Here is a 13042-nt window from a genome sequence, read left to right as displayed (position 1 = left end):
ACAGGATGGGGCATATGTTTCCAATGCAAAGGAGGGGCAACCGTATGGAGTTGGGAAGCCGCCTGGGGCAGCTGCGCGAGCGCAGCGGCTGGACACAGGAAGAGATGGCGGAGAAGCTCGGCATTACGCGGGCGGCGCTGTCGCATTATGAGAAGAATCGGCGCAAGCCCGACTTCGACACCTTGATACGGGCAGCCGATCTATTCGGCGTCTCGGTTGATTATTTGATAGGCCGACTTCCTCGCGGAGGCATTCAGCCGGATTCGGAGCCCGCTAAAGCCGCCCCCGGCATCGAGCTGTCGGATCCGGCGGCGTTGAGCCGCCTCCGCTTCGAGGTCGACGGGGAGCCATTGACTTACGAGGAAGCGCGCCGGTTCGTCGCCTTCGTGCGGGCGGAGCGGATGATGCGATAGGACGAGCAGGGGCGATTGGCGCTGGCGCAAGGTAAATCTCGCTAGTGCAGGAACAATCATACTGGTGCAGGAAGGTATCCCGCCAAGTCAGAGCCAAATCACTCCAGGGCAGGAGCAAACCCCGCCAAGTCAGAGCCAAATCACTCCAGGGCAGGAGCAAACCCCGCCAAGGAGAGGCAAATCACTCTAGAGCAGGAGCAAACCCCGCCAAGGAGAGGCAAATCACTCTAGAGCAGGAGCAAACCCCGCCAAGGAGAGGCAAATCACTCTAGAGCAGGAGCAAACCCCGCCAAGGAGAGGCAAATCACTCCAGGGCTGACGGAAGGCGCGGTAGTCAGAGACGAATCAAGGCCGCAGCGAGCCCACCGCGTTCAGCAGCACAAAAATCCTGCAAAATTGCAGGATTGGTGCCAAGCCCGCTGTTCGAGAACAAAAATACTGCAAATGTACATCAATTTTCCTTCTTATCGTTTTGGATTGGGATAGAATGGACGAAAATCCTGTATTTTCGCAGGAATCGCACCGAAAAAACCCTGTACATCCATAAAATGATGTAAAATTGCAGGCTTGCTATCCTCGGTGCATCATACGAAGAACAAGGGGGGCTCAAAAGAGGCGATCATGCCACTGAAAGAGGAGAAAAAGACACCCCCGCCTTTCAAACGAGGATGTCCCAGTGAGTTTAGCAATGTTGCTTAAGATAGATCTGTAAAGCTATGTTCAGCTACGTTCCTTCAGATAGGTTTTGTAAAGCTATGTTCAGCTACGTTCCTTCAGATAGGTTTTGTAAAGCTGTGTTCCTTAAGATATGTTGAAAATGGGAAGCTATTGCTTGTACTCTGCCCTTACCCGTGCATCATCATGTCATGTTGCGGAGAACGCTCCTTACGCTGCAGCGCCGCGTGGGTAACGAAGCTGAGGACGGCCAGCACCGCGATGAGGACGGAGATGAACGATACCCCGTCGAGGCCGCCGTGATCATAGGTCAGGCCAAGCACATACGGGCCGATCATGCGCCCGATGGAAGCAATTCCACCGGACACGCCCATATAGAAGGGCGCCTCCCGCCCTGCGCGGGCCGCCAGGAAGGCCGGCACCGCCGGGGAGACCAGCATCTCGCCCAAGGTGGCGAGGGCCATCGCCAGCAGGAAGCCGCTGTAGAAGGGCAGGAACCAGATGACGACATACGCCAATCCGTAAAAGATTGCGCTCCAGGTCAACTGCGATGTCAGCGGCACCGCGATCGTCCGCTTCATCCACGACGTGATCGGCTGCGCCGCGAAGATAAGCACTCCGTTCAGCGTCCACAGCAGGCTGTACATAGAGAAGTTCATCCCTTGATCCGCAATATGCGGCGCCACCCCGGTTCCCCAGAGGGAATTGGCGAGCCAGATGAACAAGGTGCCTACCGACATGAATAGATAGATCCGGTAGGCGGACAGCTTCTCCCACAGGTTGCGCTCCGGCAGAACGCCCCGCCGGGCGCGGGCGGCAGTTGTTTTCTCCTGCCCGCCGGCTCCATCCGCCGAATCTCCATTCACCGACACTCCATTCACCGATGTACCATTCACCGGCGTACCATTCACCGACACTCCATCGACCGACACTCCATCTACCGACGCTCCTTCAATCAACGTGCCATTCTCCGTCGCGCCCTTCTCTGCGCTTCCGTTCACGGCCCCGGGCGCGGCCGCGTCCTCGTTCTGTCCCCGCAGGAAGCGGTAGAAGAACAAGGCGAAGCCGGCGGATGTCAGCCCGTTGAGCACGAACGTCAGATTGAAGGAGATATCCGCCAACACCCCGCTCAGCGCGGTGCCCAGCGCGACCCCGACATTGTTCCCGACGTAGATGACGTTGAACAGCTCCTCCCGCCGATCCGCCCAGCGGAAGCCGACGAACGATTGGATCGCCGGCATCGAGGCTGAGTTGGTCAGGCCAAGCACCGTCATCGTCGTCACGTAGAGCCACCAGTCGGCATGCGCCGTCACGACCAGCGACACCTGCAGCAGCGAGGTGGCGGCCAGCGCGCCGATTAACAGCCTCCGCACCCCGAGGCGGTAATACAGCCCCCCGCCCAGCAGTTGGCCGAAAAATCCGCCCAGCATCTGCATTAAAATGACAAAGCCTGCATCCGCCAGCGACCGGTTCAACTGCGTATGCACGAACAGCGTCGTCAACGGCCACATCAGCGCGCCGCCGGTCGAGTTGATCATGCTGGCCCATATAAATACTTTCATTTCCCCTGTATATTTGCTCATCATGCCGCGCGGCATCAGTTTCATGCAGATTCACCGTCAGTTCCCCGGAAGATAGGCCTTCCCGCCAACGGGCAATAGCCTTGTTCCGCCGCCGGCCCTCCGGGAGGACCGCACTGCGAAACAAGGCTATCGTAACATATTTTAGTTGCCTCCGGCACGTGTTAAATCTTTTACATTGGCCATAAATGCCGCGTGCAGCGCATCCTTGCCCGTCATTCCGGACGCTTCCGCAAGCGCGATATGCTCCCGCATCCGCTTGTAATCCTTCGGAATGACCCGGACGAATTGCTGGCGCGTCAATTCCCACCGCGCCAGCAGACATTCGGCAAGGACGCTGCCGGTGTAGGCCGCATGCCGCTCCAGCATGCGGCGGACCTGCTCTTCCTCCGCCTCCGAATCCAGCCGCTCCAGCAAGACCATCTCCAGATTGCAGCGTCCAGCGAAGACGCGTTCCGGATCGAGCACATAGGCGATGCCGCCGGACATTCCGGCCGCGAAGTTGCGTCCGGTCGGGCCGAGGACGACGACCGTTCCGCCGGTCATATATTCGCAGCCGTGATCGCCGACGCCCTCGACGACCGCTTCGGCGCCGGAGTTGCGCACCGCGAACCGCTCGCCCGCCACACCGCGAATATACGCCTCGCCGCTCGTTGCCCCGTACAGCGCCGTGTTGCCGATGATGACATTGTCCTCCGGCCGGAACGTCGCTTCCGCCGGCGGCTGCACGATCAGCTTGCCGCCGGACAGCCCTTTTCCGACATAGTCGTTGCAGTCGCCCACGACCGTCAGCGTCACGCCAGGCGGCACGAACGCGCCGAAGCTCTGCCCCGCCGAGCCGTGGAAGCTGTACCGGATCGTGTCCTCCGGCAAGCCGGCGGCGCCATGGCGGCGCGTAATCTCGCTGCCGAGCAGCGTGCCGGTCGCCCGATCCTCGTTGCAGATGGCGAACACGCCTTCCACCGGATGGCGGTGCTCCAGCGCCAGCTTGGCGCGCGGGATCAGCTCGCGGGCATCGAGGGTCGCGGCCAGCTCCCGCTCCTTCCGCTCCGCCATCGCTTCCTTGCCGGCCGCGGCGCCGGTCCCTGCGGCGCTCATCGGGCGATGGAGGAGCGGCGACAGATCCAGATGCCGCAGCTTCTCATGGCGCTGCATGTCGGCACTGGCCTGAAGCAGATCGGTGCGGCCAATCATCTCCTCCAGCGAGCGGAAGCCAAGCTCCGCCATCAGCTCCCGCAGCTCCTCGGCGATGAAGCGCATGAAGCGGACGACATGCTCCGGATCGCCCTTGAAGTTTTTGCGAAGCTCCGGATTCTGCGTCGCGACCCCGACCGGGCAAGTATCAAGCTGACAGACCCGCATCATGACGCAGCCGAGGGCGACCAGCGGCGCGGTGGAGAAGCCGAACTCCTCGGCCCCGAGCATCGCGGCGACCGCAACATCGCGGGCGGTCATCATCTTCCCGTCCGTCTCCAGCACGACGCGCTCCCGCAGCCCGTTCAGCAGCAGCGTCTGATGCGTCTCGGCCAGGCCGAGTTCCCACGGCAGGCCCGCATGGCGGATCGAGCCTTGCGGCGACGCCCCCGTGCCGCCGTCGTAGCCGCTGACCAGGATGACATCGGCCTTGCCCTTGGCGACCCCGGCGGCGATCGTTCCGACGCCCGCTTCCGAGACAAGCTTCACATTGATGCGGGCGCGCGGATTCGCGTTTTTGAGATCGAAGATCAGCTCCGCCAGATCCTCGATCGAATAGATATCATGATGCGGCGGCGGCGAGATGAGTCCGACGCCAGGCGTCGAGCCGCGCACTTCCGCGACCCACGGATACACTTTGCGGCCCGGAAGCTGTCCGCCCTCGCCCGGCTTGGCGCCCTGCGCCATCTTAATCTGAATCTCGTCGGCCTCCACCAAATATTGCGAGGTGACGCCGAACCGCCCGGATGCGACCTGCTTAATCGCGCTCCGCCGGGAGTCCCCGTTCTCATCCCGCTCGTAGCGCGCCGGGTCCTCGCCGCCTTCGCCGGAGTTCGAACGGCCGCCGATCCGGTTCATCGCGATGGCCAGACTCTCATGCGCCTCCTTCGAGATCGAGCCGAACGACATCGCCCCCGTCTTGAAGCGGCGCAAAATGTTCTCGGCAGGCTCCACTTCCTCCAGCGGGACCGCCGGGCCGTTCGGCTTCAGCTCCAGTAAGGAGCGCAGCGTGTAATGGCGCTCGCCCTCGCCCTGCACCCGCTTCGAATAAATCTTGTACTGCCCATAATCGTCGTTGCGGCATGCCTGCTGCAGCGCATGGATCGTGCGGGGATGGTACAGATGCTCCTCCCCGTCCCGCCGCCATTGGTACTCGCCCCCGGGATCCAGAGTCCGGTCGCGATGCTCCGCCGCGGCGAACGCCCGCTCATGCGGCTGCAGCGCTTCCCGGGCGACCTCCTCGATTCCGATTCCCCCGATGCGGGACGGCGTTCCGGTAAAATACTGCTCCACAAACGCCTGATCCAAGCCGACCGCTTCAAAGATTTGCGCTCCGCGGTACGATTGGATCGTCGAGATCCCCATTTTGGACAGAACTTTGACAATGCCTTTGATCGCCGCTTTCCGGTAATTTTTCACGGCTTGCTTTGGCGAGACGCCGGCGAGCAGCCCTTCCCGGATCATATCCTCTATCGATTCGAATGCCAGATACGGATTGATCGCGCTTACGCCGTAGCCGAGCAGCAGCGCGAAATGATGCACTTCCCGCGGCTCGCCCGATTCCAGCAGCAGGCTGACCTTCGTCCGCGTCCCCTGCCGGATGAGATGGTGATGCAGGCAGGATACCGCCAGCAGCGCCGGAATGGCCGCTTCCTCTTCGCTGACGCCGCGGTCGGAGAGGATAAGCAGATTATGCCCCTTCGCAATGACCCGATCCGCCGCTTCGCACATCGTCTGAAGGGCCTCGCGCAGACCGTCTGTTCCCCGGGATGCCGTGAACAGGATCGGCAGCGTGATCGCCCGGAAGCCCGGCAAGCGGATATGCCGCAGCTTCGCGAATTGCTCGTTCGACAAAATCGGATTCTCGATCTTGATCTGGCGGCAGCTCTCCGGCCCCGGCGCCAGCAGATTCCGCTCCGGACCGATGGTCGTGCCCGTCGCCGTCACGATCTCTTCCCGAATCGCATCGATCGGCGGATTGGTGACCTGGGCGAACATTTGCTTGAAATAGTTATACAATCGCTGGGGACGGCGGGACAGCACGGCCAGCGGCGCATCATAGCCCATCGAGCCGATCGGCTCCACCCCGCTGGACGCCATCGGCTCCAGCACCTTGCGCAGATCCTCGAACGTGTAGCCGAACGCCTGCTGGCGGCGGCGCACGCTTACATGCTCCGGCGCGGGCATCCGCGGGGCGTCCGGCACCTCTTCCAGATCGACAAGATGCTCATCGAGCCACTGCCGGTACGGCTGTGCCCCCGCGATAGCGGATTTCACCTCTTCATCGGAAATGATCCGGCCCTGCTCCGTATCGACCAGCAGCATCCGTCCCGGGCGGAGGCGATCCTTTAGGAGCACCTGCTCCGGCGCGATATCGACGACCCCGGTCTCCGAAGAGAGAATAATCATATCATCCTTCGTCACCCAGTAGCGGGAAGGGCGCAGTCCGTTCCGATCGAGAATCGCCCCGATCTGGACCCCGTCGGTGATGGCCATCGCGGCCGGTCCGTCCCACGGCTCCATCAGACAGCTATGATATTCATAGAACGCCCGCTTCGCCTCGTCCATCCGCTCATCGTTGGCCCATGGCTCCGGCACCATCATCATGGCGACATGGGACAACGGCCGGCCAGCGAGATAGAGAAACTCCAGCGCATTGTCGAACATGCCCGTATCGGAGCCGTCTCCCTGGATGACCGGAAGGACCTCCTCGAGTCCGACGCCGAACGCCTCGGATTCGAATTGCTTCTCACGGGCATGCATCCAATTGACGTTGCCCCGAAGCGTATTGATCTCCCCGTTGTGGATCATATACCGGTACGGATGGGCCCGCTCCCAGCTCGGGAACGTATTCGTGCTGAAGCGCGAATGAACGAGCGCCAGCGCCGTATCCAGCGACTCCTCCTGCAAATCCAAATAATAACGGCCGAGCTGCTCCGTCGTCAGCATTCCTTTGTACACGATCGTGCGGCTGGACAGGCTCGCGATATACATCGCGCCGTCCCCTGCGCCGGCCGCGTAGCGGATCGTTCGCTCCGCGCGCTTGCGGATCACATACAGCTTCCGTTCGAAATCGAGCGGGCTTCCCGCTCCTTCCCGCAGATCTTTCCCGCGGCCGATAAACACTTGCCGGATGGACGGCATCGCTCCGAGGGCGGTCGCCCCCAAGCCGTCCGGATTCACTGGCACCGTCCGAAAGCCGAGCAGCGTCTGCCCTTCTTCCTCAATCAGCTTGCAGAGATCCGCCTCCTGCCCGGCACGAGTCGCTTCATCCGGGGAGAGGAAAAGCATGCCGACGGCATAGTCTCCGGGCGGAGGGAGCTCAACTCCTTGAGCGGCCATCGCTTGCGCAAAAAATGCATGGGGAAGCTGAAGCATGATTCCTGCCCCATCCCCGGTGTTCGGCTCGCTGCCTTGGCCGCCGCGATGCTCCATCCGGACGAGCATGCCCAACGCTTGCCGGACGATATCATGGGACCGCTTTCCCTTGATATGAGCGACAAAGCCCATGCCGCAGGCATCTTTTTCGAATTGGGGATCATACAAGCCTTGTTGTGGAGGGAAACCATTCGGCTTCATGAGGGCACCGTCCTTTCTTGATGAAAATGTATTCTGTACATACGAAATCACATATTTATGCATTTGTATTGTTTCATCATTTTATCATCATGTTTTTTTTAGAGCAATTGAATGTTTTTATGGTGTCAATCGTCTGTGAAAATGTCACTTTAACTGTGCTATGAAAATGTCACTTGTGTGATCAGAGGTCAGCCTTACCAGGTGACCTCTGCATAGCTATTATGTTGCGAATACATTGCATCTTGGAACGAACTGTTTTTTGTGGTACGCTTATTTTTAGTGTTATCATACGTGGTTTTCCACGGATGATTCTGGGCGGGTTTGCGTGGCGACGCAGAACTCGCCTTTTTTGATCCAGACGTCTTGCGCTGTGGCTTCTGAGTTTCTTTGAGTGCCCAGGGCTGGCCTTGGTGCCACAACAATACATCCCCTGTTAACGTCTCCCGCACTTCAACCGTCGTTTTTGCATCCAGACGAAGGGAAGCAGGCTGGGCAAGGGTATAGCACTTTCCGTTGTACGAGAGGGTGTTTCCGGTCCCGAGTTGCCGATAATTGCGAAGCGTGAACACATGATTTAAATCGATAGACGGATCAAGCTTCAGGTAAGCCGAATCGGTCATTTTTGGCTCTATGGCAAATTTGTGATTGTGCTTCTGCAATAGGCTGGGCAGAGCCGCGTTCGCCTCTTCCAGCGTCTTGATGCCAAGAAGCCGCAGTTCGATCACCAAGCGATCCTGAAATGTTTGCCAGAGGCGTTCTACCCGTCCCTTGGCTTGCGGTGTAATTGCCTTGATGTGCTCAATATGCAAGTCAGCCATCGCTTTGCCGAAGTGGGAGAGCGGTTTGGTCTCCCCAGCGAGCTCTTGCTCGAGCGTCAGCTTTTCGTTAGGCGACCGGAAAATCGTATGCCGATCACTGTAAAGCCCAAGGGGAACCCCGTATTTTTCTATCCCTTGCTGCATGACTAGAGAGTAGGCCTCCCGGCATTCGTTCGGACGAAAGACGGCACCGACAACGGTACCTGTTGCATCGTCAATCGCAGCATGCAGCGTAAAGGATGAAGCCCGATCCTCCAACCATGCATAAGGAGTTGCGTCAATCTGCCACAGCATGCCGGCTTGCGGTTTGCGTTCCCGTGGCGGATGGGCTTTACTGCGACGCCGCTGCTTGGCTTGCTTGAGCCCACTAGCCAGAAGGATACGTCTCACGCTGGAAGCGCTCAGTGTCAACGATTCATGCTCCTCAAGAAGCTCTGCGAAGTGGCAGCAATTGCTTCCGTAATACTTGGCTGTGTACAGCTCAACGATTCGTTCCTTCACTTCATTGGGAAGGGCGTGATGAGGCTGTTTCCCCCGATTCTTGTGTATAAGTTCTTGTGCTCCTTTTCCGGATTGGTATTTCTTCTTTAGCCGAATGACTTGGCGTTCTGATAAACCCAGCGCTGCCGCTCCCTCCCTATTGGTCATCCGCCCATCTATGATTTTCTCCACAACGAGTACCTTCTTCATTTCTGCTTTCGTCAATGTCAATATCTCCTGTCCCATAGTGACATTATCTCAGAACAGTTATAGGGTGACATTATCACAGAAGAACAACATTGAATGTTTTTATGGATCCGATAACTTCTTCGGATGGCGGGATCAAGCCTATATTATCAGTATTTAACACTAAATTTGCATGCAGGAGCATCCTTTCCCCCGATTTGCACCCATTGATAATTTTTTTGCACAATCCTACATATTATTAATTAATTCACAAGAATACTACTAATCATTCCTGTATAGATTGAATTTTTATTCATATATATGAATAAAAACACTGCGCCTCCCGTTTTGCTGAAGACACAGTCTGCGCTACATTCTCCTATCGATTTCTGTCTTGCTCAGCCCCATATGCTGATCAAGGCCATTCCGGCCGCGACAATCGTCGATGCGACAAGCCGCTTCTTGCCCTGCTTCTCCTTCAGAATCCAATACCCGAGAAGGGTACCGATAACAATGCTGAATTCGCGTATCGGCGCCAGATGAGCCAGCGGCCCCAAGGTCATCGCGAACAGGAAGAGCAGATAAGAGCCTGGCGAAATCACCGCGCCGAGACCGATCGTGCTCCAGTTCGCTCGCCACTCGCGCCGCAGCAGCCCTGCACGCTTTACGGCAGGCGCCAGGAAGGCAACGGCGCCGATATTCGAAATCTCGATCAGCCCCAGCGGGCTGAAAAATTCGACGACGGCTTTGTCGGTCAAGGTGTATGCCGCGGTGCACATGCCGACCGAGGTCGTCAAGGCAAGCGCAATCCACCACGACTTATCCTTCTGCTTCGCGGAGAGCATGCCGCTCAGGCCGAACAGCCCTCCCACGATCAGGCCCCACCCGAGCCAGCCGATGACCGACATGCTCTCCCCGTAGAGGGAGACGCTGACAAGCGGCACGAGCAGCGCGGCCGTCCCCCGCATCATCGGATACACCTGCGACAGCTCGCCTGCCTTGTAGGCCTGGGACACCAGATACAAATAAGTTCCCTGCAGCAGAAATGAGACGATAAGGAGCAGCGCATGTCCCCATGTCCAGGTCATCGCGATCAGATCGCGGATAAAAAAAGGCAAGAACAAAACCGTGGCAACCGCATGGAGCGAGAACAAGAACGATTCCTTGTGCAGGCTGCGCTTGGCGAACAAGTTCCACAACGCATGCGTGAATGCGGATGCGATGACGAGCAAGAGGCCATAAACCATCATGTTTTGCGTTCCTTCTTTCGTGTCGCCATCCCTTGGCCAGGGACGAATAGTCCGGTACCATAAAATAATGCTATTGTATCACATCTGCCGTGAACGACAAGTCGGGATTTGAATCCGCTGCCAATGCAAAAAACGCCGATACGCGGTTTTCCTTCTACGCCGAGGCTGCCCCGTCAAATACTTACGGCCTGCCGCTTCTCAGGAAGCCGGCAGGCCGTGCATGATTGCTTTATTTCACGCTGACACGCAGCGACGTGCTCTTGCCATCGAAGGTCAGCTTCACGCTGGTCGAGCCCTTGGACACGGCCTGCACGCTGCCCCGCTCCACCTTCACATGCGTGTTGGATGGCACGAACGTGACAGAGGAAGTAACATCGACGACTTCCCCGGTGTCGTAGATCGCCTTCACCTTCCAGTTCGCTTTCTGGCCGGCGGTCAGCTTCAGGCTGCCCGGCTCGGCAATCAGCTTCGTCAGCTTCGGTTTCACCGTCACCTGAACTTCCAGCTTCTGTCCCTGGAACTCGCCGGTCAGCAGCGTGCTGCCGATGGCGACTCCCTTGACGGAGGAGCCTTTCACCGTCGCTATCTTCTCATTGTCCGACTTCCAATTCACCTTGGAGCCGAGCGAAATTTTCTTTCCGTTCTTGTAGTAGCCCGTTACCTTGATGCTCTGGCTTTTCTTCACATTCAAGGTGACGTTCTCCGGTTCAATCTCGAAGCGGACGACTTCTTCTTCAACCGTAACTTTAACCGATATTTTGACATTGGCATAGGTTCCGGTCAACGTCACCTTGCTTGCCACCAGTCCTTTGATCTTTCCATTCACGACAATCAGATTTGGAGAGCTCGACTCCCATTTCACTTCGGAGGTGATATTCTCCTCATCCCCGTTCATATAGATGACCGTCACATCCGGGACCGCCTGCTCCCGTCCCGTCACGATATTCATTTCCGCCGTGCTGGACTGGAGAATGAGCGCCTTGCGCTTCACGGTCACTTCCATCGAAATCGTATGATCGCGCACGGTCGCGGTGAGGGTCGCCGTACCCCGGCTCTCGGCCTTCATCTTCTCGTCTTTAATGGAAATGACGCCCGTGTTGGAGCTTGTCCATACCGCCAGATCGGATACATCAACGGTGTCTCCCCCCAGCGTAACCGCGCTTACCTTCGGCAGGCTCTGGGATTCTTCCATATAGATATCCATCTTGCGGATGCCGTCATCATCTTTATCCTTGTCTTCCTCCGGCCATTCCAGCTTCTCTATCGCCGGAATGACATTGACTTCGATCGATTTGGACAGTCCTTTGTACTTCGCTGTCACGGTCGCTGTCCCGGCTGCCTTGGCATAGACCCGGCCCTGTTCGACCGTCACTGCCATCACATTGCTCGATGTCCATTCCGCAAGATGCGTGACCTCTTCCTGCGTGTCGGCCGAGTTCAGGACGAATGTCTGCACTTGCAGCGGCGCGTCGCCCAGGAGCATCGTCTGCTTCTTGTCCGGCGAGATGCGCATCGCTTGGTACGATGGACGGACAACGACCGTAACCGACTTCGTCGCGCCCAGATAGGTGGCTGTAATGGTGGCCGTGCCGACGCCAATCGGCTTGACGGCACCGTCCTTCACTTCCGCGATGCCGCTGTCGCTCGTCGACCAATCCGCCTTATCGGTTACATCCTCCAGATTGCCATCCTTCGTCTTCGCCTTCGCGATCACGTTGACCGCCGCATCGCCGAATTCGAATTCAATCAGCTTGTCCGGAGACAATATCAGCTCTTCGTACGGAAGCTCGACCTTGATCTTGATTTTGCTGGTCAAGCCTTTATGCTTGACCGTGATCTCGGCTTCGCCCTTTTCCTTCAGCGTAAGCTTGCCCTTGTTCACTTCGACGACGCTCGAGTTGGAAGAGCTCCAGGTAGCGTCGGTGGTCACATCGTTCTCCGTATTGCCGTCATTGTCAAAAGCAAACGCCTTCCAATTCGGCTTCATGCCGAGGTAAAGCGTCGTTTCTTTATCGATGTCTACGCCGGTGTCTGCGGAACGTATGCTCAATTCATCATACATATAATTGGAGACGACCGTCTTCTTCACGGTATACCCCTGGTACTTCGCCGTAATCTCCGAAGTCCCCTTGCCGGCGCCCTTTACCCAGCCCGCGTCTACCGTGACCGCGCTCGGATTGGAGGAGCTCCAGTCCGCCAGGCCGGTCACATCCTTCTGTTCTCCCTTGATCGTGCCGATCAGCTTCAATTGAACGGACTGTCCCTCCACGATGACATGAACCGGTGATACATCCGATTCAAAGTGGACGTCGGTTACCGTATCCGCTGCGTTAGCCACTCCATGAAACGGCAGCAAGCCGATCACAAGCGCGCATACCAACACGATGCTGAGCCACGATGTTTTTTTCCACGTTGGGTTCACTCGTTATCTTCTCCCTTCCAGCCTTGCTTTGCACTCAATAGACAACTTACTGATAGTTAATATAACGGACAAAAGAGGCCAGAATGTTACCTTATGAAATAAAAATATAAGCGGAGATTTTCGATTTAGGGCTTCTGTCCTATATCTATCCACTCAGGTCTCACCGGGCCGTTGGCTGTACCATCCAGCACAAAAAAGCCCGCGGCAGACGTTATCCGCCGGGGCTGTTCGTTGGCCTATGGGGGAGACGGAGGTTCCGTTCACCGCATGAATGCCTTGTCCGCCAACCACAAGCGCCATCTCAAAAAATTCATGCCAATGCACTTCGATCCGCGTATCGATATGATGGCGGAAAATGCGAAAAGGGGACGAGAGCGACATATATTGTTCATTGCGGAGCCGCTCAGGCGTAGCATGGCCCATTCTCCTCCCCACTTTCCCCTCA

General features: G+C 57.6%; 7 protein-coding genes. 1 reads left to right on the top strand and 6 read right to left on the bottom strand.

The genetic code is table 11. The features are described from left to right. Positions 1 to 44: 44 nt before the first annotated feature. Positions 45 to 413, top strand: a complete 369-nt coding sequence (locus tag OCY70_RS33075) for a helix-turn-helix domain-containing protein (protein ID WP_213428896.1) — start codon at positions 45 to 47, stop codon at positions 411 to 413. Between the two features lie 845 nt (positions 414 to 1258). Here OCY70_RS33075 and OCY70_RS33070 read toward each other — a convergent pair. The 6 genes from OCY70_RS33070 to OCY70_RS33045 all read right to left on the bottom strand — a co-directional run bounded on the left by OCY70_RS33070 (position 1259) and on the right by OCY70_RS33045 (position 13020). After that, positions 1259 to 2695, bottom strand: coding sequence for an MFS transporter (locus OCY70_RS33070; RefSeq protein ID WP_249725226.1), 1437 nt, complete (start codon positions 2693 to 2695; stop codon positions 1259 to 1261). A gap of 117 nt (positions 2696 to 2812) precedes the next feature. Continuing rightward, positions 2813 to 7441, bottom strand: coding sequence for a glutamate synthase large subunit (gene gltB / locus OCY70_RS33065; RefSeq protein ID WP_261945323.1), 4629 nt, complete (start codon positions 7439 to 7441; stop codon positions 2813 to 2815). A gap of 194 nt (positions 7442 to 7635) precedes the next feature. Then, the gene (locus tag OCY70_RS33060) at positions 7636 to 8964 is read right to left on the bottom strand and encodes an ISNCY family transposase (protein ID WP_261944557.1); all 1329 of its coding nucleotides are present in this window, start codon (positions 8962 to 8964) and stop codon (positions 7636 to 7638) included. A 359-nt stretch (positions 8965 to 9323) separates the two neighbouring features. Further along, on the bottom strand, positions 9324 to 10175 hold the full coding sequence (locus tag OCY70_RS33055; protein WP_213430487.1) for an EamA family transporter: 852 nt from the start codon (positions 10173 to 10175) through the stop codon (positions 9324 to 9326). A gap of 229 nt (positions 10176 to 10404) precedes the next feature. Then, positions 10405 to 12597 (bottom strand): Ig-like domain-containing protein, encoded by a 2193-nt coding sequence (locus tag OCY70_RS33050; RefSeq protein WP_213430486.1) that lies wholly within the window; start codon positions 12595 to 12597, stop codon positions 10405 to 10407. Positions 12598 to 12750: 153 nt separating this feature from the next. Beyond that, positions 12751 to 13020 carry a hypothetical protein gene (locus OCY70_RS33045; RefSeq protein ID WP_213430485.1) on the bottom strand — a complete coding sequence of 90 codons (270 nt, stop codon included), beginning with the start codon at positions 13018 to 13020 and terminating at the stop codon, positions 12751 to 12753. Between the last annotated feature and the right edge of the window lie 22 nt (positions 13021 to 13042).

This window comes from Paenibacillus melissococcoides, assembly GCA_944800085.1.
In the GTDB taxonomy this organism is placed as follows: Bacteria; Bacillota; Bacilli; order Paenibacillales; family Paenibacillaceae; genus Paenibacillus_B; species Paenibacillus_B melissococcoides.
Note: the sequence above shows the minus strand (reverse complement) of the source record. Positions and strands in the feature narration are given on the sequence as shown.

Excerpts from the sequence above, each read along its gene's own strand:
- OCY70_RS33070 (WP_249725226.1), bottom strand. The coding sequence starts at position 2,695 with ATGAAACTGATGCCGCGCGGCATGATGAGCAAATATACAGGGGAAATG.
- OCY70_RS33055 (WP_213430487.1), bottom strand. The coding sequence starts at position 10,175 with ATGATGGTTTATGGCCTCTTGCTCGTCATCGCATCCGCATTCACGCAT.
- OCY70_RS33075 (WP_213428896.1), top strand. The coding sequence starts at position 45 with ATGGAGTTGGGAAGCCGCCTGGGGCAGCTGCGCGAGCGCAGCGGCTGG.
- OCY70_RS33045 (WP_213430485.1), bottom strand. The coding sequence starts at position 13,020 with ATGGGCCATGCTACGCCTGAGCGGCTCCGCAATGAACAATATATGTCG.
- gltB (WP_261945323.1), bottom strand. The coding sequence starts at position 7,441 with ATGAAGCCGAATGGTTTCCCTCCACAACAAGGCTTGTATGATCCCCAA.